20 protein-coding genes and 1 tRNA gene are annotated in these 24,484 nt (G+C 73.7%); 7 read left to right on the forward strand and 14 right to left on the reverse strand.

What is annotated here, in order from left to right:
- Positions 1 to 323: 323 nt before the first annotated feature.
- From hutH to LDL48_RS21470, 6 genes are read right to left on the reverse strand one after another with little or no spacing between them, the layout of a single operon-like run.
- Entirely contained in the window at positions 324 to 1,859 is a 1,536-nt protein-coding gene (gene hutH / locus LDL48_RS21445; protein WP_225256975.1) for a histidine ammonia-lyase, read from the reverse strand.
- Complete coding sequence (gene hutI / locus LDL48_RS21450; protein ID WP_225256976.1) at positions 1,856 to 3,013, reverse strand: imidazolonepropionase; 1,158 nt, start codon at positions 3,011 to 3,013, stop codon at positions 1,856 to 1,858. The genes hutH and hutI overlap by 4 nt, the downstream gene beginning before the upstream one ends.
- Positions 3,010 to 4,299, reverse strand: coding sequence for a formimidoylglutamate deiminase (locus LDL48_RS21455; protein ID WP_225256977.1), 1,290 nt, complete (start codon positions 4,297 to 4,299; stop codon positions 3,010 to 3,012). The genes hutI and LDL48_RS21455 overlap by 4 nt, the downstream gene beginning before the upstream one ends.
- Entirely contained in the window at positions 4,296 to 5,483 is a 1,188-nt protein-coding gene (locus tag LDL48_RS21460) for an allantoate amidohydrolase (RefSeq protein WP_225257069.1), read from the reverse strand. The genes LDL48_RS21455 and LDL48_RS21460 overlap by 4 nt, the downstream gene beginning before the upstream one ends.
- Before the next feature lie 17 nt (positions 5,484 to 5,500).
- On the reverse strand, positions 5,501 to 7,114 hold the full coding sequence (hutU, locus tag LDL48_RS21465) for a urocanate hydratase (RefSeq protein WP_225256978.1): 1,614 nt from the start codon (positions 7,112 to 7,114) through the stop codon (positions 5,501 to 5,503).
- A gap of 13 nt (positions 7,115 to 7,127) precedes the next feature.
- Positions 7,128 to 7,961, reverse strand: a complete 834-nt coding sequence (locus LDL48_RS21470) for a MurR/RpiR family transcriptional regulator (RefSeq protein ID WP_225256979.1) — start codon at positions 7,959 to 7,961, stop codon at positions 7,128 to 7,130.
- Positions 7,962 to 8,289: 328 nt separating this feature from the next.
- On the opposite strand from LDL48_RS21470, the gene LDL48_RS45065 reads away from it, so the two are divergent.
- From LDL48_RS45065 to LDL48_RS21495, 5 genes are all read left to right on the forward strand, one after another.
- Positions 8,290 to 8,598 (forward strand): PadR family transcriptional regulator, encoded by a 309-nt coding sequence (locus LDL48_RS45065; RefSeq protein ID WP_225256980.1) that lies wholly within the window; start codon positions 8,290 to 8,292, stop codon positions 8,596 to 8,598.
- On the forward strand, positions 8,595 to 9,503 hold the full coding sequence (locus LDL48_RS21480) for a hypothetical protein (protein WP_225256981.1): 909 nt from the start codon (positions 8,595 to 8,597) through the stop codon (positions 9,501 to 9,503). Before LDL48_RS45065 ends, LDL48_RS21480 begins: the two co-directional genes overlap by 4 nt.
- Positions 9,504 to 9,593: 90 nt before the next feature.
- Entirely contained in the window at positions 9,594 to 10,370 is a 777-nt protein-coding gene (locus LDL48_RS21485) for a nucleotidyltransferase domain-containing protein (protein ID WP_225256982.1), read from the forward strand.
- Positions 10,371 to 10,401: 31 nt separating this feature from the next.
- Positions 10,402 to 11,208 carry an MOSC domain-containing protein gene (locus tag LDL48_RS21490; RefSeq protein WP_225256983.1) on the forward strand — a complete coding sequence of 269 codons (807 nt, stop codon included), beginning with the start codon at positions 10,402 to 10,404 and terminating at the stop codon, positions 11,206 to 11,208.
- A gap of 53 nt (positions 11,209 to 11,261) precedes the next feature.
- Complete coding sequence (locus tag LDL48_RS21495; RefSeq protein WP_225256984.1) at positions 11,262 to 12,185, forward strand: expansin EXLX1 family cellulose-binding protein; 924 nt, start codon at positions 11,262 to 11,264, stop codon at positions 12,183 to 12,185.
- A 26-nt stretch (positions 12,186 to 12,211) separates the two neighbouring features.
- Here LDL48_RS21495 and LDL48_RS21500 read toward each other — a convergent pair.
- The 8 genes from LDL48_RS21500 to LDL48_RS21535 form a co-directional block, all read right to left on the reverse strand.
- Positions 12,212 to 12,295 (reverse strand) — tRNA-Leu (locus LDL48_RS21500).
- Between the two features lie 34 nt (positions 12,296 to 12,329).
- On the reverse strand, positions 12,330 to 13,250 hold the full coding sequence (locus LDL48_RS21505) for a helix-turn-helix domain-containing protein (protein WP_225256985.1): 921 nt from the start codon (positions 13,248 to 13,250) through the stop codon (positions 12,330 to 12,332).
- Between the two features lie 131 nt (positions 13,251 to 13,381).
- Positions 13,382 to 15,103, reverse strand: coding sequence for a methyl-accepting chemotaxis protein (locus LDL48_RS21510; protein ID WP_225256986.1), 1,722 nt, complete (start codon positions 15,101 to 15,103; stop codon positions 13,382 to 13,384).
- 82 nt (positions 15,104 to 15,185) lie between these two features.
- Positions 15,186 to 15,659, reverse strand: coding sequence for a thioredoxin-dependent thiol peroxidase (bcp, locus tag LDL48_RS21515; protein ID WP_225256987.1), 474 nt, complete (start codon positions 15,657 to 15,659; stop codon positions 15,186 to 15,188).
- Complete coding sequence (locus LDL48_RS21520; RefSeq protein WP_225256988.1) at positions 15,656 to 16,690, reverse strand: hypothetical protein; 1,035 nt, start codon at positions 16,688 to 16,690, stop codon at positions 15,656 to 15,658. The genes bcp and LDL48_RS21520 overlap by 4 nt, the downstream gene beginning before the upstream one ends.
- Positions 16,687 to 17,430 carry a DsbA family protein gene (locus LDL48_RS21525; RefSeq protein WP_225256989.1) on the reverse strand — a complete coding sequence of 248 codons (744 nt, stop codon included), beginning with the start codon at positions 17,428 to 17,430 and terminating at the stop codon, positions 16,687 to 16,689. Before LDL48_RS21525 ends, LDL48_RS21520 begins: the two co-directional genes overlap by 4 nt.
- Entirely contained in the window at positions 17,427 to 17,918 is a 492-nt protein-coding gene (locus LDL48_RS21530; protein ID WP_225256990.1) for a MauE/DoxX family redox-associated membrane protein, read from the reverse strand. Before LDL48_RS21530 ends, LDL48_RS21525 begins: the two co-directional genes overlap by 4 nt.
- Positions 17,919 to 17,991: 73 nt before the next feature.
- Entirely contained in the window at positions 17,992 to 18,528 is a 537-nt protein-coding gene (locus tag LDL48_RS21535; protein ID WP_225256991.1) for a sigma-70 family RNA polymerase sigma factor, read from the reverse strand.
- A 140-nt stretch (positions 18,529 to 18,668) separates the two neighbouring features.
- Here LDL48_RS21535 and LDL48_RS21540 point away from each other — a divergent pair, with 140 nt between their 5' ends.
- Together LDL48_RS21540 and LDL48_RS21545 are read left to right on the forward strand one after the other, a co-directional pair.
- Entirely contained in the window at positions 18,669 to 20,339 is a 1,671-nt protein-coding gene (locus LDL48_RS21540; RefSeq protein WP_225256992.1) for a copper resistance CopC/CopD family protein, read from the forward strand.
- Positions 20,340 to 20,453: 114 nt separating this feature from the next.
- The gene (locus LDL48_RS21545; RefSeq protein WP_225256993.1) at positions 20,454 to 24,428 is read left to right on the forward strand and encodes a hypothetical protein; all 3,975 of its coding nucleotides are present in this window, start codon (positions 20,454 to 20,456) and stop codon (positions 24,426 to 24,428) included.
- Positions 24,429 to 24,484 lie beyond the last annotated feature (56 nt).

Consider the following 24,484-nt stretch of genomic DNA (forward strand, 5'->3'; position numbering starts at 1 on the left):
TTGGAGCCGAAGACGAATCTTGGAGGCGGGCGGCCCCCAGGAGGGCAGTTTCGCGCCAAGATTCGACGAGTGCTCCAAGATCTGCCGGGAGTAGCCGCGGTGCGCGCCGGGATAGTCGGGAATGCCCAGCCTCGACGACCGTCGTGCCCGCTGCTGAGGGCGGCTAGAAGGGCGGGATAGCAAACGCTCGGCGGGCGCGGCGTCGAGGAAGTGGAACGTGGTGCCCTCCGCCTCGGCGCCCGACCGCAGGCACTGCCGCCGCCCTCCGTCTGGTGTGCAGGGGAGCGCTCCACCGGCACACCAGCGCGGTCACCCCGACGTCGTCACTGGAGGGTGCCGATGCGGCGCTCGATGTCGGCGCGCAACGCCCGGTCCCGGACCACCGTGCGTGCCTGCTCCAGCACCGGCGCCAGGAACACGTCCGGCCCGGGCACCCCGGCGACCCCCGCCATCGCCGCCACCGCCGCCTGCCCGGCCGGGGACGGCGTGAGCGGCGCCCGCAGTTGCAGGCCGCGTACCGCACTCAGCAGCTCCACCGCCAGCAGGCTGGTCAGGTTGTCCAGCACCGTGCGCAGCTTCTTGGCCGCGGCCCAGCCCATCGACACGTGGTCTTCCTGCATGCCGCTGGTGGGCAGCGAGTCGACCGACGCGGGGGACGCCAGCCGCCGGTTCTCCGCGACGATGCCGGCGGCGGTGTACTGGGCGATCATCAGCCCGGAGTTGACGCCGGCGTCGGGGGAGAGGAACGGCGGGAGGTCGCGGTTGCGGGTGACGTCGAGCAGGCGGTCCACCCGGCGTTCGGCGATCGCGCCCACCTCGGCGGCGGCGATGGCCAGGTAGTCGGCGGCGAAGCCGAGCGGCGCGCCGTGGAAGTTGCCGGTGGACTCGACCCGGCCGTCCGGCAGCACCACCGGATTGTCGACCACCGAGCGCAGTTCCCGGCCGGCCACGGTGGTGGCGAAGTCCAGGGTGTCCCGGGCCGCACCGGCCACCTGGGGGGCGCAGCGCATCGAGTACGCGTCCTGCACCGCGTGCGCCAGGTCGTCGCGGTGCGAGTCCATGATGGCCGAGTGCTGCAGCAGGCGGTGGATGTTCGCGGCGGACGCCGCCTGGCCGGGGTGCGGGCGGATCCGGTGCAGCTCCGGCAGGAACGGGCGCTCCGAGCCGAGCATGGCCTCGATGGCCAGCGCCGCGGTCACGTCCGCCATGGTGAACAGGTGACCGGCGTCCTCGACGGCCAGCAGCAGCATGCCGAGCATCCCGTCGGTGCCGTTGATCAGCGCCAGGCCCTCCTTGGCGGCCAGGTCCAGCGGGCTCAGGCCGGCCGCGTGCAGGGCCTCGGCGGCGGCCGTCCGGGCACCGTCCTTGCCGAGCACCCAGCCCTCGCCGAGCAGCACCAGCGCGCAGTGTGCCAGCGGGGCCAGGTCGCCGGACGCGCCCAGCGAACCGTGCTCCGGCACCCACGGCGTGATGTCCGCGTTCAGCAGGTCGGCGATGCCCTGGGCGAGCACCGGGCGTACCCCGGAGTGGCCGAGCGCCAGCGAGCGCAGCCGCAGCAGCAGCATGGCCCGCACCACCTCGCGGGGCATCGGTGCGCCGATCCCGGCGGCGTGCGAGCGGATCAGCGCGTGCTGCAGTTCGGCCCGACGCTCCGGGGCGATGGACGTGTTGGCGAGCGCGCCGAAGCCGGTGGACACGCCGTACACCGGGCGGCCGGAGGCCTCGATGGTGTCGACGATGGCGCGGCTGCGGGCCATCGCGGCCACGGTCGCCTCGGCGATCTCGACCCGGGCGGAGTGGCGGGCGACGGCGAGGACGTCGGCCGGGCTGACGCCGGTGGGTTCCACGATGACGGTCATAGCGGCGCTCCGTGGTGCAGAACGGTACGGACGAGAGGTACTCCGGGCCGGTAGGCCAGGTGCAGGTGGCTGGGTGCGTCCAGGACGATCAGGTCGGCCCGGGCGCCGGGGCGCAGCACGCCGACGTCGGTGCGGCGCAGCGCCCGCGCGCCGCCGGCGGTGGCCGCGTGCACGGCCTCGGCGGGCGTCATCCGCATCTCGCGGACCGCGAGCGCGATGCAGAACGGCATCGATGACGTGTACGACGAACCGGGGTTGCAGTCGGTAGCCAGCGCGACCGTGGCACCGGCGTCGAGCAGCGCGCGGGCGTCCGGGTACGGCGAGCGGGTGGAGAACTCGGCACCGGGCAGCAACGTGGCGACCGTGTCCGAGCCGGCGAGCGCGTCGACGTCGGCGGCGGTGAGGTGGGTGCAGTGGTCGGCGCTGGCGGCGCCCAGCTCCACGGCGAGCCGTACCCCGGGACCGGCGGCCAGCTGGCTGGCGTGGATCCGCGGCTGCAGGCCCGCCGCCACCCCGGCGGCGAGGATCGTCCGGGCCTGGTCGCCGTCGAACGCGCCCCGTTCGCAGAACACGTCGATCCACTTCGCGTACGGCGCGGCGGCCCGCAGCATCGGGCCGGTGACCAGGTCGACGTACTCGACGGGGGTGTGTCCGGCGGGGACCACGTGTGCGCCCAGGAACGTGGTCTCCTCGGTCAGTTCGCGGGCCAGGCGCAGCATGCGGGCCTCGTCGGCGACGCTGAGGCCGTACCCACTCTTGATCTCGATGGTGGTGGTGCCCTGCCGCAGCGCCTCGGTGAGCAGGCGCCGCGCGGACCGGCGCAGGTCGTCGTCGCCGGCGGCGCGGGTGGCGGCGACCGTGGTGCGGATGCCGCCGCCGGTGTACGGCTCGCCGGCCATCCGGGCGGCGAACTCGGCGGCCCGGTCCCCGCCGAAGAGCAGGTGGGTGTGGCTGTCCACGAAGCCGGGCAGCACCGCTGCGCCGCTCGCGTCGATGCGCCGGTCGGCGGCGGGTGCGGCGGCGCCCGGACCGACCCAGGCGACGCGGTCGCCGTCGGTGACCACGGCGGCGTCGGTGACGATGCCGAGCGGTCCGGTCCCGGCGGCCGGATCGTTGGTGACCAGCTCGCCGATGGCGTCGATCAGGAGGCTCACCGGGTCACCTGCCGGATCGCGTCGCGCAGCGCGGCCGGTACGTCGAACCCGGTGTGCCGGCCCTCGGCGACGATCAGCCGGCCGTCCGCGACCACGTGGGTGACGTCGGCGGCGGTGGCGGCGAACACCGCGCCCGCCGGGTCGACACCGGCGGTGCGGACGCTGTCCAGCGACACCGCGACCAGGTCGGCGCGCCGGCCGGGCGCCAGCGTGCCGGCGTCGTCCCAGCCCAGCGCGGAGTGCGCGGTCGCCGCGGCGATCAGCTCGGCGGCGGCGAAGTGGCCGCGGCGTTCGGTGGTCAGCCGTTCGTGCATCTCCACGGCCCGCGCCTCCTCGAACAGGTCGACCACCGCGTGGCTGTCGCTGCCGAGGCTCAGCGGGCTGCCCGCGTCGGCCAGCGCGCGGGCCGGCCCGATCCCGTCGGCCAGGTCGCGTTCCGTGGTGGGGCAGAGGCAGACGCCGGTGCCGCCGTCGCCGAGGGCCTTGACGTCGTCGTCGGTGAGGTGGGTGGCGTGCACGGCGGTGGTGCCGGCGCCGAGCAGCCCGTGCCGGCGCAGCAGTTCGGTGGGGGTGCAGCCGTGCACGGCCCGGCACCGGTCGTTCTCGGCGCGCTGCTCGGACAGGTGGACGTGCAGCGGGGCCCGGCCGGCCAGCGCCGCGAGCTGGGACGCCGGCACCGCGCGTACCGAGTGGGCGGCCGCACCGATCCGGGTGCGGTCGTCGCCGCGCAGCCCGTCCACCCGCGCGGCCCAGGCGGCGGCGTCGCCGTCACCGAAGCGGCGCTGCACGCCCTGCAGCGGCGTGCCGTCCACGCCCGCGGTCAGGTACAGCGTGTCCAGCAGCGTGATCCGGAGGCCCGCCTCCCGGGCGGCGGCGGTCACCGCGTGACCCATGGCGTTCGGGTCGGCGTACCGGGTGCCGTCCGGCGCGTGGTGCAGGTAGTGGAACTCGCCGACCGTGGTGATCCCGGCCAGCGCCATCTCGCCGTACACCGCGCGGGCCAGCGCGAAGTAGCTGTCCGGGTCGAGCCGGGCGGCCACCGCGTACATCCGGTCCCGCCACGTCCAGAAGCTGCCCCGGCCGTCGTGGGTGCGGCCGCGCAGCGCCCGGTGGAACGCGTGCGAGTGGGCGTTGGCCAGGCCGGGCAGCACCAGGCCGGGCAGCCGGGTCGCGTCGCCCGCCGGGACCCCGGTACGGACCGCGGTGAACCGGCCGCCGTCGATCTCGAGCAGCACGTCCGTGGCCACCCGGCCGTCCACCCACGCGAATCCGGCGTGGTACCTCACGTCAGCGTGCCCAGCACGAAGGCCAGCGCGTCCACGCCGGCCGCGCAGTCCGCGTCGGTGGCGTGCTCGGCGGGGGAGTGCGACACCCCGGTGGGGTTGCGGACGAACAACATGGCCGTGGGCACGTGCCCGGACAGCACCCCGGCGTCGTGCCCGGCGCCGGTGGGCAGGATCGGCACGCCGCCCAGCGCCCCGGCCAGCCGCTCCGCCAACCGCGCGTCGAACGCCACCTCCGGCGACACCGACTCGGGCTCCACCCGTACCCCGGTGCCGTCCCGGCCGGCGCGATCCACCGCCCGTTTCGTCACCGCCTCCACCAGCGCGTCCAGCGTGGCGGCGTCCGCGGCCCGGGCGTCCAGCCAGCCGCGCACCAGCGACGGGATGGCGTTGGTGGCGTTCGGGTGCACCGTCACCCGGGCCATGGTGGCGTGCGCACCGGACAGCCGGGCCTCCTTGTTCGTGGCCAGCACCGTGTACGCGAACGTCAGCATCGGATCCCGCCGGTCCGCCATCCGGGTGGTCCCGGCGTGGTCGGCGTCGCCGGTGAAGTCGAACCGCCAGCGCCCGTGCGGCCAGATCGCGCTGGCCACCCCGACCGGCACGTCCAGGTTCCGGCCCTGCTCGATGTGCAGCTCCACCACCGCGGCCACCCGGCCCAGCAGGTCGGGCCGGGCGCCGGCCGGGCGGGCACCGAGCGCCTCGGCGAAACCCACGCCGGCCGCGTCCCGCAGCTCCGCCGCCCGGTCCGGTGCGATCACGCCGGTGAACAGGCGCGAGCCCAGGCACGGTACGCCGAACCGGCCACCCTCCTCCTCGGCGAACGCGACCACGCCCACCTTCGCGGCGGCGTCCCGGGGCAGCCGGTCCACGGCCAGGAACGCGCTGACGATGCCGAGCGGGCCGTCGTACCCGCCGCCGTGCGGCACCGAGTCGAAGTGCGAGCCGGTCAGTACCGTGTCCGGCGGCCACGGGTCGCCGGACCAGGCGAACAGGTTGCCGTTGCCGTCGTCGGTGACCGTCATGTCGCGGCGGGCGGCCTGGGCGCGGAACCAGTCCCGCAGGGCGAGTTCCGGCTCGGTGAACGCGTACCGCAGGTAGCCGCCGCTCGCCGGGTCGCGCCCGATCGGCGCGATCTCGGCCCACAGGTCGCGGAACGACGCCGGTGTTCCACTGGAGCGCTCCAGTGGAACACCAGCGCCGGTCACGACCGCCCCATCGGGATGTGCACGCGGTCCGCCGCGGCCGACTCGTACCCGGCGTCCACGTGCCGGATCACCCCCATGCCCGGATCGTTGGTGAGCACCCGTTCGATCTTCTGCCCGGCCAGCGCCGTCCCGTCCGCCACGCACACCTGCCCGGCGTGGATGGACCGCCCGATGCCCACCCCGCCGCCGTGGTGGATGGACACCCAGCTCGCCCCGCTCGCCGTGTTGACCAGCGCGTTCAGCAACGGCCAGTCGGCGATCGCGTCGGAGCCGTCGGCCATCGCCTCGGTCTCCCGGTACGGCGACGCGACCGACCCGGCGTCCAGGTGGTCCCGTCCGATCACGATCGGCGCGGACACCTCGCCGGACGCCACCATGTCGTTGAACCGCACCCCGGCGCGGTCCCGTTCGCCGTACCCGAGCCAGCAGATCCGGGCCGGCAGCCCCTGGAACGCCACCCGCTCGCCGGCCAGCCGGATCCACCGGGCCAGCGGTTCCTGGTCCGGGAACAGGTCCAGCACGGCCCGGTCGGTGGCCGCGATGTCGGCCGGGTCGCCGGACAGCGCCGCCCACCGGAACGGGCCCCGGCCCTCGGCGAACAGCGGCCGGATGTACGCCGGCACGAAACCGGGGAACGCGAACGCCCGGTCGTACCCGCCCAGCTGCGCCTCGCCGCGGATCGAGTTGCCGTAGTCGAACACCTCCGCACCGGCGTCCAGGAACCCGACCATGGCCGCCACGTGCCGGACCATGCTGGCCCGGGCCCGGTCGGTGTACTCCTCCGGCTTGACCGCGGCGTCCCGCGGATCGGTGTCCAGCGGCACGTAGCTCAGCGGGTCGTGCGCGCTGGTCTGGTCGGTGACGATGTCGATCGCCACGCCCCGCCGGAGCAGTTCCGGGAAGACCGCGGCGGCGTTGCCGACCACCCCGATGCTGCGCGCCTGACGCTGGGAGCGGGCCTGCTCGGCCGCCCGCACCGCGGAGTCGAGATCGTCCGCGATGACGTCGAGGTAGCGGGTGTCCACCCGGCGCTGCAGCCGGGTCCGGTCCACGTCGACGATCAGGCAGACGCCGCCGTTCATGGTGACCGCCAGCGGCTGCGCGCCGCCCATCCCGCCGCAGCCCGCGGTCAGCGTCAGCGTCCCGGCCAGGTCGCCGCCGAACCGCCGGGCCGCCACCGCGGCGAACGTCTCGTACGTGCCCTGCAGGATGCCCTGGGTGCCGATGTAGATCCAGGAACCGGCGGTCATCTGCCCGTACATGGTCAGGCCCAGCTGCTCCAGCCGGCGGAACTCCGGCCAGGTCGCCCAGTCGCCCACCAGGTTGGAGTTGGCCAGCAGCACCCGCGGCGCCCACTCGTGGGTGCGGAACACCCCGACCGGCTTCCCGGACTGCACCAGCAGCGTCTCGTCGTCGGCGAGCACGTCCAGCTCGCGGACGATCGCGTGGAACGACGGCCAGTCCCGCGCCGCCCGGCCGGTCCCGCCGTACACGACGAGATCCTCCGGACGCTCGGCCACGTCGGGGTCCAGGTTGTTCATCAGCATCCGCTTGGCGGCCTCCTGGGGCCAACCCTTCGCGGTGTACGACGTGCCGCGTGGCGCTTGCACCGAAGTCCCCTCTCTAGGCAGTGAACACGTTGCGGCGGGCGGCGCTCGCCTCGAACTCCTCCAGGCGGCGCTGCACCGGCTCCGGCGCCGCGTCGCACATCGCCTGCAGCAGCACCATGGCCATCGTCATCGGGCCGGTGTGCAGGTCGAACACCAGTTGGGTGCCGACCGCCGCGGGCAGCGTCACGTCGGCGTACTCGGCGACCGGGCTGACCGGCGAGTCGGTCACCGCCACCACCGCGTACCCGATCGCCCGGGCCTCCCGGACCGCCTGCAGCGACTCCCGCGGATACCGCGGCAGCACCACCGCGAGCAGCGCGGTGCCCCCGGCGGCGCGGGCCTGGTCCAGCCGGTCCAGCAGCCCGGTGCCGCCGGCGTCGAGGACCCGCACGTCCGGGTGCACCTTGGCCGCGAAGTATCCGAAGTACGCGGCCAGCGGCGCCGCCGCCCGCAACCCCAGCACGGGCAACGGCCGGCTCGCCACCAGGAGCTTCGCCGCCCGCTGCACCGGGTTCGGATCGGTCAGCTCGTCCCGCAGCCGGGCCAGGTGCTCGGCCTCGCCCTGCACCGCCCGCTGCATCGCGTTCGCGCCCGCGTCCGGCACGCCGGCCGCGTCCACCGCCCCCCGCAACTCGCGGCGCAGCGCCGGATAGCCGGGGTACCCCAGCGCCAGCGCGAACCGGGTGACCGACGGCTGGCTCACCCCCGCCAGATCCGCCACCTCGGCCGCGGACAGGTACGCCGCCCGCGGGGCGTGCTGCACCAGGCACTGGGCGATCCGCCGCTGGGTCGGCGTGAGTCGTGCGCCCTGGACGAGGTCCAGCACCCTGACGACTGTGTCATTCACCCCCACAGCCTATGCATGAAAACTTTCAACGCGCTAGGTTCCGGCCGGATCCGGACCCGTTCCCATCCGATCTGATCCCTACCTGATCCGTCTTGCTGGTTCTGATCTGCCCAACTCATCGGTCGATGAGCGTCGTCGATATTTCTTGGGCGGTTTGATCCGGGGATGGCGTGGCTGGGCGGCCTGGTGGCGGGCGACAACCAGAAGGGCCGTACCGAACGCGAACAATGGGTTCGACTGGGTCGCCTGACGTACTAGTTCGTGTTACGTTCTAGATGTGGACGGGGAGCGATGGCCCAGTGATTGGATCCGTGCCGCGCTGCCACTGGTGGTTCTCTCGGTCCTGCACCGAGGGGAGGCACACGGGTACGTGCTGTTGCAGAGCCTGCGAGCGCTCGGGCTGGGTTCCCTGCGGGGCAGCACTCTTTACCCCCTGCTGGCCCGGCAGGAGGAGCTGGGGCGAGTGGGGCACCGGTGGGAGCCGGACAGCGGAGGCCCGCCTCGCAAGGTGTTCTCCATCACCGCAACCGGTCGCCGGGACCTGACCCTGCTGAGTCAGCACTGGTCTGCGCTGAACGAGGTTGTCACGACCGCCGTGGCCGCAGTGGCTGCGGACGGCGCGAAAGGAGAGCGATGAGGTATTACCGCCAGCTCGCCTACCGCCTCCGTCGACGACGTATGCCCGAAAACGAGATCGCCCGAGTCCTGAGCGAGGTCAGGGACCTGTCCACCGCCTCGGCGAAGGCGCCGCAGGAGGAGTTCGGTCCTGCTGACGACTACGCCACGACCTTCAGCGAAGGCGGTACGCGCTGGACGTTGAGTCGCTGGGTGAACTGGGGCGCACGGCTGGCCGGTTTCGGCTTCGTCATCCTCAATACCGAACTACGCCTGCAGGGTGGGCAGATGCTGCTGCCCTGGTGGGCGGTGCTGGGAGGGTGGTTTGCGGTGCTGGCGGCGGGTGAGGTCGCACGCTTCGCGCTCGACCACCGCCTGCCCCGCGCCTTCACCACGGCCAAGGTTCCAGAACCCCGCCGCTCGCAATCCGGCGAATCGCGGCAGGCAGAGAAGGCGCCGCGCACGGAGGGTGCCCCGGCCGCCGAGGACGGCCCCGGCGCCACCGAGCCCATCGGCTACTACCGCACCCTAGCCTTCAACCTCCGGCTGCGGCACCTGCCTGAGGCGGAGGTGGCGCGGATCCTGGAGGAAGCGCGCGAACTGTCGTGGGCGTGCGGGTCAACACCTCAGGCAGAGTTCGGCTCGGCGCAGGATTACGCCGAGCAGTTCGATCGTCGTAAGCGGCGCTACGGCCTGAGCCTCGTCGTCTTCCTCGCCTGTGTGCTCACCGGCTTCTTCATCCAGTTGATGAACATGACCGCCGACCTGCGAGGCGGCGATCGGCTGCTGCCGCCAGGACTCTCGCTGCTGACCTACGCGGCGCTGTTCGTGGGAGGGGCCTCCTTCGCCGTGCTTTACGAGCACCGTCTGCCTCGCGGTTTTCACAAGTGGCGTCTTCGGCGGCATGGGGTTGGAGTTGGCGAATAGCCGGCAGGCTGCGACGCACCGCCCGGTCGTCGTCGGCCCAAAGAGATCAGGTCCGTTGAGAGCTCACACCGCGCTGCTACGTTCGCCGGCATGGCGACGGAAACGGCCCACACCTACCTGGACGCGGTCGACCGCGCCCTGCCCGGCTACGTGCGCGGCCTCTATCTGGTCGGATCCGTCGCGCTGGGCGCCTGGCAGCCGCCGGCCAGCGACGTCGACACGGTGATCCTCACGTCCCGGCCGGCCACGGCCGACGACCTGACCGCGCTCGCCCAGATCCACGCGGAGATGCCCCGGTCGCCGCTCTTCGACGGCGTCTACCTGGAACCCGGCCTGGCCCGTGAATGGCCGGACGACCGGCGCACCGTCCCGTTCGTCGTCAACGGCGAATTCCAGACCGACCGGCCCTGCGGTGAACTCACCCCGGTGCTCTGGCTCACCCTGCAACGGCACGGCATCCCGGTACGCGGCCCCGCCGTCGCCGACCTGGACGTCCGCGTCGACCGGACCAAACTGCGCCGCTACAACCTGGACAACCTGCGCGGCTACTGGCAGGCGGCGGTCGCGACGTTCCCCACCGAACTCGCCGACACGGCGCCCGATGAGGTTCTCGACCCGGCCGTCGTCACCTGGTTCGTGCACGGCCCCGCGCGCCTGCACCACACGCTGGCGCACGGCGACATCATCGCCAAGACCGCGGCCGGCGACTACCTGGCACAGCTCTTCCCCGAGTACGCCGCCCTCGCGCACCGGGCCAACCGCTGGCGCGCCGGCGCACCGGAACAGTTCACCGTCGCCGACCTGCGCACCGCGGGCGACAGCGTCAACGCGGTGGCCGACGACGCCTGGCGCCGCTACGGGGACTGACAGCGTCGGACCCGCGTGCGAGGCTCAAGCCATGCGGATCGAGTCGCTGCACACGTACCCGGTCAAGGGTTCGCACCGCCTCGACCACCACGAAGCGCAGGTCGAACCGTGGGGGCTGGCCGGCGACCGCCGCTGGATGATCGTCGACGCCGACGGCGTCGGTCTCACCCAGCGCGACCACGCCGCCCTCACCGCACTACATCCCGTGGTCACCCCCGGTGGCCTCACCCTGCGCGCCCCCGGCCATCCCGACCTGCACGTGCCCGAACCCGCCGACGGTCCCGCCCTGCAGGCCCGGGTCTTCACCCACAAGCCTCCCGTGCCCGTCCGCCGCGCCGACCCTGCCGGCGCCTGGGTCACCGCCCTGCTCGGGCGCCCCGCCCACCTGGTCTGGCAGCAGGACCCCGGCGGCCGCCCGATCCCCGCGTCCACCCACGACGGCGACCGGGTCAACCTCGCCGACGGCTACCCCCTGCTGGCCACCACCACGGCATCCCTCGGCGCGCTCAACGACTGGCTCGCCGGCGCCGGCGCCGGCCCGGTGCCGATGACCCGGTTCCGGCCCAACGTCGTCATCGACGGTGCCACCCCCTGGACCGAGGACGGCTGGCCCGGCGGCCGGCTGCGGCTCGGCGCCGCCGTGGTCCGCGCCGCCAGAGCCTGCAACCGGTGCGTGGTCACCACCATCGACCAGGAGACCGGCGAGCGGGGCCGGCAACCCCTCGCCGCCCTCGGCCGGCACCGCAGAATCGCCGGTGGCCTGCCGTTCGGCGTGCTCCTCGTGCCCGACCGCACCGCAATCCTCCGGGTGGGTGACCCCGTCACCCCACTGTCTTAGGTCTCGCTTAGGAACGTTGCCCCGGCGCGCCCCGGCCCGCAGGATGCCTGAGCGTGACCGCACATCGCCTCCTCACCCCGCGCTGGCTGGCCACCGGCGGCGCCGTCGTGCTCGCCGGCGTCCTCGGCGTCGCGCTGCTGCTGCAGAACGGCGGCTCCGCCTGCGCCGCCCCGCCGACCACCACGGCGAAAACCGGGAAGGCGACGTTCTACGACCTCGGCGGCGGCACCGGCAACTGCTCCTTCCCCAGCGCCCCCGCCGACGACCTGTTCGTCGCGCTGGGCGCCGCCGAATACGCGGACGCCGCCGCGTGCGGCAGCTACCTCGACGTCACCGGCCCCAAGGGCAAGGTCCGCGTCAAGGTCACCGACTCCTGCCCGCCCTGCGCACCCGGCCACCTCGACCTCAGCCGCACCGCCTTCAAGAAGATCGGCAACGAGGTGGACGGCATCATCAAGGTCAAATACAAGCTCGTGCCCCGCGCCGCCACCCCCGGCCCGGTCACCGTCCGGGTGAAGGAAGGCTCGTCCCGCTTCTGGCTCGCCGTCCTCATCGACAACCACGCCAGCCCGCTGGCCTCCGTCAAGGTCGCCGGCAAGACCGCCAAACGCGCCGACTTCAACTACTGGATCATCGACGGCGGCGCCGGCGCCGGCCCCTTCTCGATCAGAATCACCGACGTGAACGGCCGCACCACCACGGCCACCGGCGTCAAACTCACCCCCGGCAAGACCCAGAAAACCTCGGTACGCCTGACCGGCGGCGCAGCGGCGGCCGCCCCGGCGAAGAAGAAGAAGGCGCCGCGCGCGAAGCCCTCGGTGTCGGCCTCGGCAACGCCCTCGGCCTCGGCCTCGGCGGTGGCTTCGGCTTCGGCTTCGGCTTCGGTGGAGCCGGGGTCGGAACCGGCGGAGAGCGCCGAGGTGCCGCCCGCGGACGACGGGGTGGCGCTCGCCGCGGGGGCGTCCAAGCGCTGCTAGGCCGGCGCCGCGGCATGACCACCAGGTGCGGAAGAGGGGACTCGAACCCCTACGTCCTCTCGGACACAGGCACCTAAAACCTGCGCGGCTGCCAATTTCGCCACTCCCGCTCCGGTTCGCCCGAGGGCGAACCGTGGTGTGAGTCTAGCGGTCGCCGCCGGGTCCGGATCCGGTGGAGGCGGCCGCCGCGCGGGCGGCGCGGGTGCCGAGTCCGGAGCGTTTCAACATGGTGGCGACCGTCCCGTGGGAGACCCGGATCGGCTCAGGCTGCCGGGCCAGAGCGGCGGCGATCGTCTTGGCGCCCAGGGCCGGATGCCGGAGCGCGAACGCCACCACCGCCTCGCCGACGTCGGCCGGGATCCGGGGGCGGCGGGGCGCCGGCGCCAGCGAACCGCGCTCCCGCAGCCGCCGTCGCAGCGCGTAGACGTGGTTGCGGTGGCAGCCAAGACGCCGGGCGGCATCCATGACCGTGACCTCGCGCCGGTCGACGCACCGCAGCAGGTCCACCTTCTCCGCATCGGTCAGCGGCCGGCCCGGCCGGTCGTCGCCGATCGGGTCGCCGTGCGCATCGACCCGTACCACCGGGATTCGGCGGGTGCTCCGGTTGCGCCCGGCGTACGTGGCGGTCTGGCTGTGACAGTTCGGACAGAGGAACCGCAGGTTGTCCGGCCGGCAGTCCCAGTATCGCCCGTCGATGTGATCCACGTGGAGCGTCAACGGCCGCCCCTGCCATGTGGCTCCGCCGCCACACGCCGCGCATCGATACGGCCGGCCGCTCTCCACCAGCGCCCGCCGCAGGGCCGGTGGCGCGGCCCGCTTGGCGTCGGCGGGCCGGACCACCAGGACCTCACCCGGCGTACGCCGGCGCGGGCTCGGCACGCCGCGACAATGTGCCCGGCCGAGGAAGTGTGACGTGTCGATGCCCAGCCGGTCGATCCGGCGCCGCAGGTGCGCGTGGGCGCCGCCGTTCTGGCCGAGGCCCAGGTGGCGGAGGACACCGGCCATGGACGTGGAGGCGGCCACCGCAGCGGCGAGTCGTTCCCGGGTGTACTTGGCGTAGGGCATGGTAGGAACGTACCGATCGGGTACGACACGTTTCCGGCGCACGGCACGGCGGCCGCCTCGCGGGTCCGGGCCGCATGACGGCCGCCGTGGGTCGGCGGTCCGGGGCTGCCGGCCGGGCCGGCAGAGCCGGATCAGTAACGGAACATGGCCAGGCTCTTCTGCAGTTCGGCCGCCACCCGGGCCAGGTCGTCCGCGGCCGTGGCGGTGTTGCCGGCGGCGTTCGTGGTCTCCGCGGCCGCTTCCGCGACCTCGGCGACGTTGGCGGAGATCTGGTGGGAGCCGCCGGCCACCTCGCCGACGTTGCGGCTCATCTCGTTCGTGGTGGCGGTCTGTTCCTCGACCGCCGCCGCGATCGCGGTCTGGGTGTTGTTGATCTGGTCGATGACGGCGCCGATCTCGGAGATCGCGGTGACGGCGGCGGCGGAGTCGGCCTCGATGGCGCTGACCCGGGTGCGGATGTCCTCGGTGGCGCTGGCGGTCTCCTGCGCGAGTTCCTTCACCTCGCCGGCGACCACCGCGAAGCCCTTGCCGGCGTCGCCGGCCCGGGCCGCCTCGATGGTGGCGTTGAGGGCGAGCAGGTTGGTCTGCTGGGCGATGTTCGTGATGATCTTGACGACGTTCACGATCTCGGCGGAGGACGTGCCGAGCTGCTGCAGGATGGCGCCGGCCTCGGTGGAGATCCGCACGGCCTTGCCGGCCACCTCGGCGGCGCTGGAGGTGCTGCGGGCGATCTCGCTGATCGAGCTGCCGATCTCCTCGGCGCCCGCGGAGACCGTGGTGATGTTCTGGCTGATCTGGCGGGAGGCGTCGGACACCGCCTCGGCGCGGCTGGCGCTGCGGGAGGCGGACGAGCGCATCTGGCTGGAGACCGCGGTGAGCTGTTCGGACGCGGAGGCGAGGGTGCCGACGCTGGTGTTGATGCCGCGCAGGGTGCCGGTGAGGCGGTCCAGCGCGGTGTTGAGCGCGCCCGCCATCCGGCCGACCTCGTCCCGGCCGGTGACCGTGAGGCGCTGGTCGAGGCGGCCCTCGGCGAGGCCCTCGAGGACCGTGACGGTCTCCCGCAGCGGGCGGGTGATGGCGCGGCTGACCAGGACGCCGAGTGCCAGGGCGAAGGCCAGTGCGCCGAGGATCAGGGCGATGATGACCATGCGGGCGGTGTTTTCGGTGTCCGCGGCCGCCGCCCGTTGCTGCTGGGCGGCCTGGTCCTCGGCCTTGGCGAGGTTGTTCAGCGAGACGGTGATGCCGCGGGTGAGCGGGTCGATGTAGGAGTTCTGCGCACCCAGGAAGCCGGTCATGTCGTCCTCGCGGGCGGCGGGCACCAGCTTGGTGGTGCGGGCGTCGCGGTAGTCGGCGAGCGAGGAGACGAAGATGTCGCGGTCGTTCTGGGTGCCGTCGGCGGCGAGACCGGCGTACTCGGCCCAGATCTTGTCGATCTCGGCGTCCAACTGGGCGATGCTGGACTCGATGCTGCTGACGTCGGTGATCGGCGAGTGCAGGATCAGCTTCGCCGTCATCGACGTGGCTTCCTGCACCTTGGCGCGGATGTTGCCGATCATCGCGGTGGCGTGCAGGTTGCGTTCGTACATGCGGTCCAGGCGCTGACCGGAGCGGTCCAGCTCGACCAGGCCGGTGACCCCGACACCGATCATCAGCAGGCACAGCACGCCGAAGCTGACCAGCAGCTTCTGCGACACCTGCAGGTTGCGCAGCAGGCCGCCGCGGGTGTGGGCGCGCCGGGTGCCGGGCCGCGAAGCCTTGGCGGCCCGCCGGGAGCCGCCCGCGGAGGCCCGCCGGGAGCCGCGCGCGGACGACGGAGAGCGTCGGCCGGTCTCGGTCGGTGCGGCAGGCGGCATGGAGGCTCTCCGGGCTGTCGAAGGGTGACAGTCTCACTATCGGCAGCCCGGGGGCCGATCCGCGGAGAAACGGCGCGAAGCGTCAGTCGATTCCCAGGTCACGGCGCAGTTTGGCGACGTGTCCGGTGGCCTTGACGTTGTACAGGGCGTGCTCGACGGTGCCGTCGGCGTCGATGACGAACGTGGACCGGATCACCCCGGTGACCGTCTTGCCGTACATCTTCTTCTCGCCGTAGGCGCCGTACGCGGTCAGCACGCTCTTGTCCTGGTCGCTGACCAGCGGGAAGGTGATCGCGTCGCGCTCGCGGAACTTGGCCAGCTTGGCCGGCGGGTCGGGGGAGATGCCGACCACCTCGTAGCCGGCCGCCTGCAGCGAGGCCAGGGAGTCGCGGAAGTCGCAGGCCTGCGTGGTGCAGCCGGGGGTCATGGCGCTGGGGTAGGCGTAGAGCACGACCTTGCGCCCGTGCAGGTCCTTGAGGGCGAGCTGGTCGCCGGTGTCGGTGGTCAGGGTGAAGTCGGGGGCGGCGTCGCCGGGAGCGAGGCGGGTTGCGGTCATGGCACGACCTTAGTTCGGCGGTCCGACACGTCTGGACGGAGAGGGCGGGGCGCGGAGGCGCGGAGCCGGCGTACCCCGGTCAGCGCCAGCCCGGCCCCGGCACCCAGCGCGACCAGCACCGCGACCCGTGCGAACCAGCTCGGCCCGGCCGACGGCACCACGGCGGCGCCGAACGCGCCGATCTCGGCCAGCCCGCCGAACGTCGCGAGCACGGCCCCGCCGAGGGCGGTCAGGAACGGCGTGCGCCACACCGCCACGGTCAGCGTGACCAGGCCGGCGGCGAGCAGCACGGGCGGGAGGCCGGAGTCGGCGGCGCGCGCCGCCGCGTACCCGATCGGGATGGTGCCCGCGACCAGCGCGACCGCGGGGATCAGCGCGGGGCGCCACCGGCCCAGCGCGGCCACCGCGACCGCGAGCAGCAGCGCGCCGGCCCACCACAGCGGGGCCCGGGGCGGCGGCACCCAGTCGAGCGTGCCGCGTACCTCGAAGATCTGGGTCTGGTCGCGCAGCGGGACGGTCCAGGTGCGTAGCCGGTGCGGGCGCGAGGGGTCGGCCCGCGCGGCCGGCGGCGGGTCACCGGCGCGCCATTGCAGGCGCTGGTCGTGCCAGCGCACGGTGGTTCCGGTGGAGACGCGGCGCCACTGCGGGGTCGCGGTCGGTGCGGCGGTGGCGGGCACGGGGGTGTCGCCGGCAAGGGTCCGGTTGAGGTACGTGGCGGGGGAGTGCACGTTCTCGTAGGTGCCGTCCGGGCGCACCTCCAGGTACGGCTCGCCGGAGTAGCCGAGGACCTCGACGGGCCGGCCGGTGTCGTTGGTGAGTTCCAGCCGGGTGCCGGCCTCGACCGCGCGGACGGTCAGTCCCGGCCGGGGCGGGTCGATGCCGGTGACGGTGATCCGGTACGCGGTGGCGTCCGGCGCCTCGCCACCGTGTGCGGCGGCCGGGGCGGCCGGCCCGAGCAGGACACCGGCCACCACCAGGAGCAGCAGCAGGGCCCGTGAGGTGCGCCGCAGCAGGTCCTGGGTCCCGCTCACCCGGCCGCCGCCACCGCCGCTTCGAGGGTCGCCGGGCGGGGCGGTCCGCCGCTCGGTTCGGTGATCGCCTTGCCGTCGACGTGCACGGTCGGCGTGCCGGTCACGCCCCGCGCCGAGGCGGTGTCGGTGGCCTTGGCGGCCCACGACCAGTAGGTCCGGCCGGTGACCGCGTCCGCGAACGCCGTGCTGTTCAGGCCGACCGAGCGGCCCAGCTCGACGAGCCGGGCGTCGTCCAGGCCGTCGCTGCCCTCGGCGGGCTGGTTGGCGAACAGCACGTCGTGGTACTCGCTGAACTTCCCGCCCTCGGCCGCGGCGGCCGCGGCGGCCGCGGACCGGGTGGAGTACCGGGTGCCGTTCGACGCCCGGTCCAGGATCGCAATCGGGTGGTAGCGCAGCGTGATCCGGCCGGTGGTCGCCAGCTGACGCAACGTCGCTCCGGACTCGTTCTCGAACACGTGGCAGATCGGGCACAGAAAGTCCTCGTACACGTCGACCGTGACCGGGCCGTTGCCGACCGCGAACGCGGTGCCGTCGTCGACCGCGGCCGCCGGCGTTCGCAACGCGCCGGCGGTGGCCTTCTCCTGATCTGCCAGCATGCCCCAGCCGATCAGCCCGGCGACGACCAGGACCAGGACCACGGACACCGACGTCCACATCGTCACGGTCCGGCGCCGGGCCTGGGCCTTCTGGTGCTCGACGATCCGCCGCGCTCTGGCCCGGTCGCGTTCGCCCTTGCTCATCGTTTACCTCCGTCGGTCGGGCCGCCAAGCAGCAGGCCGTCGAGGGAGTAGCGGGTCCGCGGCCGCCACAGCAGGATCCCGGCCAGCAGCAGGAATCCCAGGTCGCGAGCGATCTCGGCGGCGTACTGCGGGCTCTGGCCGGCCCCGAGCTCGCCGCCGGCGCTGAAACAGCCGCAGTCGATCCGCAGCCCGCGCGCCCACGCCGAGCCGATCCCCGCGATGAAGATCGTCAGCAGGGCCGCCGACAGCCCGGCGCTGAGCCGCACCGCCAGGCCGGCCAGCAACAGCAGGCCGAGCGCGATCTCCAGCACCGGCTGGACGGCGCCCACCACCTTGGCCGTCTCGTACGGCATCAACTGGTACGCGTTCACCGCCCGGCCGGACGCCGCCAGGTCACCGACCTTGAGCGCGCCCGCCGCGATCCACACGCCGGCCAGACCGGCCCGTGCCGCCGTGGCGATCCACGGCCACGCCTTCTCCCTCGTCACGCTTCTTGGTCGGGAGACCGGTGCGCCGGAGTTCCCGGTGCGGGCTGTGACTCTGCTGGGTGTGCGCTGGCAGTCAGCTGGCCCGCGCGGCGGCGACCGCGACGACCAGTTCGTCGCGGGCCCGGGCCACCCGGGACCGGATGGTGCCCACCGGCACGTCCTCGACCGCGGCCGCCTCCGCGTAGGACAGACCGAGCACCTGGGTGAGCACGAACGCCGTCCGGCGCTCCTCACTCAGGCCGCGCAGCAGGTCGGCCGCGCCGAGCCGCTGCGCCGGGTCGGGAGCGGGCCCGTCGGTCCAGGCCTGTGCGGCCAGCCGGGCGTCGAGCCGGCGCCGCCGGACCACCGCGCGCAGATGGTCGGCGCAGGTGCGGCGGGCGATGCCGAGCAGCCAGGTCCGCACGCTGGAGCGCGCCTCGAAGGCGGGCAGCGCCCGGAACGCCCGCAGGAACGTCTCCTGGGTGAGGTCGTCGGCGCTGCCCGGATCGACCAGCGCGGCGGCGAACCGCCACACCTCGGCCTGGGTCGCCCGCACGAACGCGGCCTGCGCCGCGGCATCCCCGTCGCGCGCCCGCAGGGCGAGGTCGGTCGTCGGGTCGCTGCCGGTCACGACGTCAGATCCTACGTGGGTCGAACCCACCCGTCCGCCCCCGATCTCGCGCCGAATCGAAAATGTCGGTCCGATCGGGAACCATGTCGAACGTGCCGACGACCACCCGCCCGAGAGCGGTACCCACTCCATCGGGGAGCATGACGGTCATGACCGTTGATCGATCCCGCGCCTCGCGTGCCGCCGCGGCGGTCCTGGGCGTGCTGTTCGGGCTGCTCTGCGTCGTGCTCGGCCCGGCCGCCCCGGCCAGCGCGCACGCCGCGCTGGTGGCGAGCGACCCGGGCAACGGCACCATCGTGCCGGATGCGCCGAACCGGGTGACGCTGACCTTCAGCGAGTCGGTCCAACTGCTCTCCGGCAAGATCCAGGTGCTCGCGCCGGACGGGTCCCGGGCCGACCAGGGCGAGCCGGAGGTGGCCGGCACCACGGTGACCATCCCGCTGCGCACCGGCGGCGGCCGCGGCACCTACCTGGTGAGCTACCGGGTGATCTCGGCCGACAGCCACCCGGTCGCGGGCAGCCTGACCTACTCGGTCGGCGCGGCCTCCGCGCCGCCGACGGCGACCGACGTCGACGACACGGCCGACCCGGTGGTGCGCACGCTGATCCCGATCGCCAAATACCTGGGGTACGCCGGACTGGTGCTGCTCGTCGGCCCGATCCTGGTGCTGGCGCTGCTCTGGCCGCACCGGCTGTCCCGCCGCGGGCCGGCCCGCCTGGTCTGGACCGGCGTCGGCCTGGTGCTGGGCAGCACGCTGCTGAGCCTGTGGCTGCAGGCGCCGTACACGACCGGCACCGGGCTGTTCGGCGCCGGCCCGGACGACCTGCGGGACGTGCTGGGCAGCACGTTCGGCGCGGTGATGCTGGTCCGCCTGGGCGTGATCTGCGCGGCGGCGTTCCTGCTCCGGCCCCTGCTGCGGGGTTCCGGCGGCGACACCCGCACCGACCTGGCGCTGCTCGGCGTGCTCGGGGTGGCCGCGGTGGCCACCTGGCCGCTGACCGGGCACCCCAGCGCGTCGCCGGTGGCCGGCGTGTCCGTGGTGGTCGACGCGATCCACCTGACCGCGATGGCGGTCTGGCTGGGTGGCCTGGTGATGCTGGTGTCGTTCCTGCTGCGCCAGGCGAACGAGAGCGAGCTGGGCGCGATCCTGCCGATCTGGTCCCGCTGGGCGGCCACCGCGGTCGGGGCGCTGCTCCTGGCCGGGGTGGTGCAGGCGCTGATCGAGGTGCAGACGCTCTCCGGGCTGGTCAACTCGACGTACGGGCGCCTCATCCTGGTCAAGGTGGCGCTGGCCGCGAGCGCGGTCGGCATCGCGGCGTACGCCCGCAAGCTGGTCATCCGCCGATCCGCCGAGAGCGGGCCCGGCACCCTGCGCCGCGCGGTCCTGGCCGAGCTGGCGATCACCGCCGTGGTGCTCGGGGTGACCGCCGTCCTGGTGCAGATCCCGCCGCCGCGCACCGCGGAGGCGGCCGAGACCGCCACCACCAGCACCACGATCACCCAGACCCTGCGCAACGACAGCATGTCGCTGCAGGTCGATGTGTTCCCCGCGGTGGTAGGCAACAACTCGATCCATCTGTACGCCTACACGCCCGACAACAAACCGCTGCCGGTAGTGGAGTGGAGTGCCACCGCGGCACTACCCGCGAAGGGCGTGGAACCGATCGAGATACCGCTGTTGCGCATCACCGACTTCCATGCGATCGGCGATATCGCACTGCCGGCCGCGGGCGACTGGGCGTTGAAGTTCACCGTCCGGACCAGCGAGATCGACCAGTCCACACTCACCATGACCGCCAAAATTTCATAGCCTTTCCCCCTTCTCGCGTTCCTTTGTTGTACCTCTCGGGCCGTAAGTAACCGTTTGACCACTTTGGTGTTATTTCGGTCTGTATGGTCTGCGCAGAACGCCCGAGAAGGGGGAATGCAGATGCGGGTGCTCCGCATGATCCTCGGAATGCTGCTGCTGACCATCGGACTCCCGGCACTGCTCGTCGGCGCCGGATTCTGGGCCGCGATGCAGCACCGCGACGCGGGCGGCGCCTTCAGCGGCCCGCTCCAGCGGATCACCACCAACGGGTACGCCGTGGTGGTCGACGACGTCGATGCGCTGCTCCGCGCGGACGCACCGTTCACCCGGGTCGCCGACACCCGCCTGCGCCTCACCGCGCGCAGTGCGGACGACCAGACCTTCGTCGGCCTGGCGCCGCGCGCCGACGTCGCCCGGTACCTGGCCGCCGTCCCGCACTCCACCGTCGCCACGGTCGACCTCGGCACCGGGGCGCTGCCCGTCGCCACGCAACGCGTTCCGGGCACCCGGGCACCCGCCACCCTGCCCGCACAGGAGCGGTTCTGGCTGCGTACCGGCGCCGGCGCCGTCGACTGGAACCCGTCGGAACTGCGCGACCGCGGCTACAGCCTGGTCATCATGAACCCGGCCGCCCAGCCCGGCCTGCAACTCCAGGCCACCGCCGAGGTACGCCCACGCTGGCTCAACACCACCACCTGGGCGCTGCTCATCCTCGGCACCCTCGCCGTCATGGCCGGCCTGATCGCCCTGGCCTGGCCCGGCCGCAAGCGCGAAATCGTGTACGTCGTCGAACCCAGCCAGGTCCCCGACCTGGTCAAGGCCATCGGCGCACCGCTACCCGTCAGCCGCAGCGGCGGCGGCCGGCACGCCGCCGGAAACCGCCCCCGCACCCTGGCCGATGCGTCGTACCGGCCGCCGTCGCTGAGCTGGCCCCCCACGTCGGGCTCCGTCGCGACGCTCACCCGTGAGCCGGCCGCCGGGTCGTCGCCGGCGGAGACGTCTCCCGACACCGCCTCCTCGTCAGCGGCGTCCACCGGCGGGAAGCCGGCGGCCCCCGCCGGGGCGTCGACACCGGCACCCGGGGAACCGATCGGCCTGATCGGTGGTCGGTCGGCCGTTTCTGCCCTGACGCCCGCTTCCGCCGCCTCTTCCTCTCCGTCCGTGACAATTCCCGCTCCCGCCGTTCCTGCCTCCGCTCCCGCCGCTCCTGCCTCCGCTCCTTCCGCCCCGTCTGTTTCCGGACCTGCTTCTGCCTCCGCGTCTTCTTCTGCCGCCGTGTCTGCTACCGCGCCCCCGCCTGGGCAGGCTGCGGCGGGGGCGTCGGCGAAGGCTCCGCTGAAGCCGGGGGAGGTGTCTCCGGCGCCGGACGGGAAGCCGGTGCCGGCCAGCGGGCAGTCGTTGTTCGGCAAGACCGCCGAGCGGGCCGCCCGCCGGCTCACCCCCGCCACCGACACACCCGTGTTCGAGGCGACCGCGGTCGGAGCCTGGGTCGCGCAGACGGCAGCTGCCCGCGCACGGGAGACCGAGGTGCAGGCCGCGGAAGCGCTGGCGCGGGTCCACCCGGCCGCGGAGAAGACCGCACCGGGCGAGAAGTCCGCCACCGCACCGGGCAAGTCGGCAGACTCCACCCCTTCCGCCAAGTCGCCGGGGTCTACGGCTTCCCCGAACCAGGGCGGTACGACCCCGACCAAGCCGACCGAACCCGTGGCACCGAAGACCGGTTGGGCGGCGACCGGCCTGACCCGCGCCGACTCGTCAGGCATTCGCCTCGGCACGCCGGAAACACCCGCCCGTCCGACCGGTGAGCCGGCCACCGGCCAGCCGCCCACCGGCCAGCCGCCCACCGGCCAACCGGCCGTCGAGGTCCCGACCGCCAACGAAAAGCCCTCGACCGGCCCGACTCCGGCGCTGCCCACGCCACCCGTTGCACCGGTCGCGAGTGGCACGGCGAAGTCCGAGGTCGTCACGCCGGGTGCGGAGCCGCGACCGTCGTCCTCGCCGGAGAAGGCGGGGGAGGCTGCGGCGGGTCCTGCCGGCGTGAAGCCCACGGGCACGCCGGCGCTGCCCGCCGCGTCGAAGCCGGTTGTCCCGGCTGCCGCGTCGAAGCCGGCTGTCCCGCCAGTTGCGCCGAATCCGGCCGCGCCTTCTGCTCCCTCTGCCGGGTCGAAGCCGGCCGCGCCTTCTGCTCCCTCTGCCGCGTCGAAGCCGGCCACGCCTTCTGTCTCTTCTGTCGCACCCAAGGCGGCCGCTCCGTCCGCTGTGGCTAAGCCGTCCGTGTCGTCTGCTGTGCCGAAGCCGGCTGCGCCCTTTGCCGGGTCAAAGCCGGCGACCGTCCCGGCGTCCGGGGTGGCGAAGCAGGATTCCGGCGAACCGCCCCTAAGGCCGGCGACCGAGCCGGCGACCGCGACGGGGAAGGCGGGCGCGTTGCCTGCGGCAGAGAAGGCGGCGAAGCAGCCCGAGGTCCGTCCGGCGGCGAAGCCGGAACTGGCCGCGTCGGCCGCATCCGAGAAGGCGAAGTCGGAGTCGGCCGTTTCCGGCAAGCCCGGGTCGACTTTGTCGGCCACGTCCGAAAAGCCGGGGTCGGCTGTGTCGCCCGCGTCCGGCAAGCCCGGGTCGGCTGCGTCGGGCGCGTCGGAGAAGCCGGGGCCGGCTGTGTCGCCCGCGTCCGGGAAGCCGGGGTCGGCTGCGTCGGCCACCTCCGGGAAGCCGGGATCGGCCACGTCGGAGAAGCCGGAGCCGGCCTTGTCGGCCACGTCCGAAAAGCCTGGATCGGCGGTGTCGGCTGCGTCCGGGAAGTCGGCGTCGGAGGTGTCCGCGAAGTCTGCGCCGGCCGAGTCACCCACGGCGGCGAAGCAGGCGGCCACCAAGGCCCCGCAGACGCCGGAGTCGGGCGCCGCCGCCCCCGCGCTCAAGGATGAGGATCCGAAGGAGCCGGCCGCCACCGCCCCCGCCCCCGCGCGCCCCGCGCCGCCTCGGCCCACCGTGCCCGCCCCGGCGCGCCCGAGTAACCCCGATCGCCCGGCGGTCCCGCCGCGCCCGGCTCCGCCGACGCCCGGTACCTCCGCTTCGCCCGGTGCCGACCGCACCACTTCGCCGACGCCGCCGGGCACCGCGCCGAGGCCGGCCGCCGCGCCGGCGGTCCCGACCGGGATGACCTCCGCGAACCGGTCGCAGTCCGGCCGTCCCGGCGGCGGTACCGTGACCGAGGCTCGACCCTCGGCCACCGCCCCGGTGCCAGCGACCGGAACTACGGCACAGCGTCCATCCGGGGGCACGCCGGAGCCGCGCAGCGGGTCGCAAACCACGAGTGTCACTCCCGAGTCGGCCCGCACCGCCACGCCCGCCGCACCGCAATCAGGATCCGTCGCGGCGCCGAAACCGGGCGAAGCCGTGGGTGCCCCGGGAGCGAACAGCCCGGCAACCAGCGGCCATCCGACCGGCGACACCGCCGGATCGGCCGCCACGTCGAGGCCGGTCACGGAGTCCGCGGCGCTGAAGTCGATCGCGCAGGCCGCCGCGCCTAAATCGATCACCGAAGCCACGACGCCGACGCCGACGCCGACGAATGTCGCGCCGAAGCAGGCGATCGAGCCCGGGCCGAAGCCCAGCGCCGAATCCCGTCCGATGCCGGCGACCGGCGCCGGACCGAAGCAGGTGACGGGGGCTGGGCTGCAGCCGGCGACGGGGGCTGGGCTGAAGCAGGCGACGGAGGCGGGGCTGAAGCAGGCGACGGAGGCGGGGCTGAAGCAGGCGACAGAAGCCGCACCGCACCCGGAAACCAAGCCCGCACACCCCACCCCGGCAGCGGACCCGACCACCCGATCCGACCCTCCGAAGTCCGGCGCCACGACCACCACCACCGCGACACCGGACAAAGCGCCCAGCAAGCCCGCCAAGGCGGCCAAGCCGAAACAGTCCGGCGACCGGTCCGCCTCCACGCGCCTGTCCAGCTATGCCGCGGAGGCGGCGCGGTTGCTGGGTGGTTCCGGTTCGGCCCGGCGCAAGCAGGGGAAGGATCCGGTGGCCGAGGACGCGGAGGGCAAGGAGAGCCGCCCGTTGCGTAAGGGGCAGGCGAAGCCGAAGGAATGACCGCACCAGGGAGGGGCCGTCCGGCAGGGCGGCCCCTCGGTGTATCCACAACCGTA

Origin of the sequence: Jidongwangia harbinensis, assembly GCF_020216025.1 — a bacterium.
GTDB classification, from domain to species: Bacteria; Actinomycetota; Actinomycetes; order Mycobacteriales; family Micromonosporaceae; genus Actinoplanes; species Actinoplanes harbinensis.

What these genes read in the sequence shown, in the direction of transcription:
- hutH (WP_225256975.1), bottom strand. Translation starts at nt 1,859, where the DNA reads ATGACCGTCATCGTGGAACCCACCGGCGTCAGCCCGGCCGACGTCCTC.
- LDL48_RS21480 (WP_225256981.1), top strand. Translation starts at nt 8,595, where the DNA reads ATGAGGTATTACCGCCAGCTCGCCTACCGCCTCCGTCGACGACGTATG.
- LDL48_RS21485 (WP_225256982.1), top strand. Translation starts at nt 9,594, where the DNA reads ATGGCGACGGAAACGGCCCACACCTACCTGGACGCGGTCGACCGCGCC.
- LDL48_RS21490 (WP_225256983.1), top strand. Translation starts at nt 10,402, where the DNA reads ATGCGGATCGAGTCGCTGCACACGTACCCGGTCAAGGGTTCGCACCGC.
- LDL48_RS21505 (WP_225256985.1), bottom strand. Translation starts at nt 13,250, where the DNA reads ATGCCCTACGCCAAGTACACCCGGGAACGACTCGCCGCTGCGGTGGCC.
- LDL48_RS21510 (WP_225256986.1), bottom strand. Translation starts at nt 15,103, where the DNA reads ATGCCGCCTGCCGCACCGACCGAGACCGGCCGACGCTCTCCGTCGTCC.
- bcp (WP_225256987.1), bottom strand. Translation starts at nt 15,659, where the DNA reads ATGACCGCAACCCGCCTCGCTCCCGGCGACGCCGCCCCCGACTTCACC.
- LDL48_RS21525 (WP_225256989.1), bottom strand. Translation starts at nt 17,430, where the DNA reads ATGAGCAAGGGCGAACGCGACCGGGCCAGAGCGCGGCGGATCGTCGAG.
- LDL48_RS21540 (WP_225256992.1), top strand. Translation starts at nt 18,669, where the DNA reads ATGACGGTCATGACCGTTGATCGATCCCGCGCCTCGCGTGCCGCCGCG.
- LDL48_RS21545 (WP_225256993.1), top strand. Translation starts at nt 20,454, where the DNA reads ATGCAGATGCGGGTGCTCCGCATGATCCTCGGAATGCTGCTGCTGACC.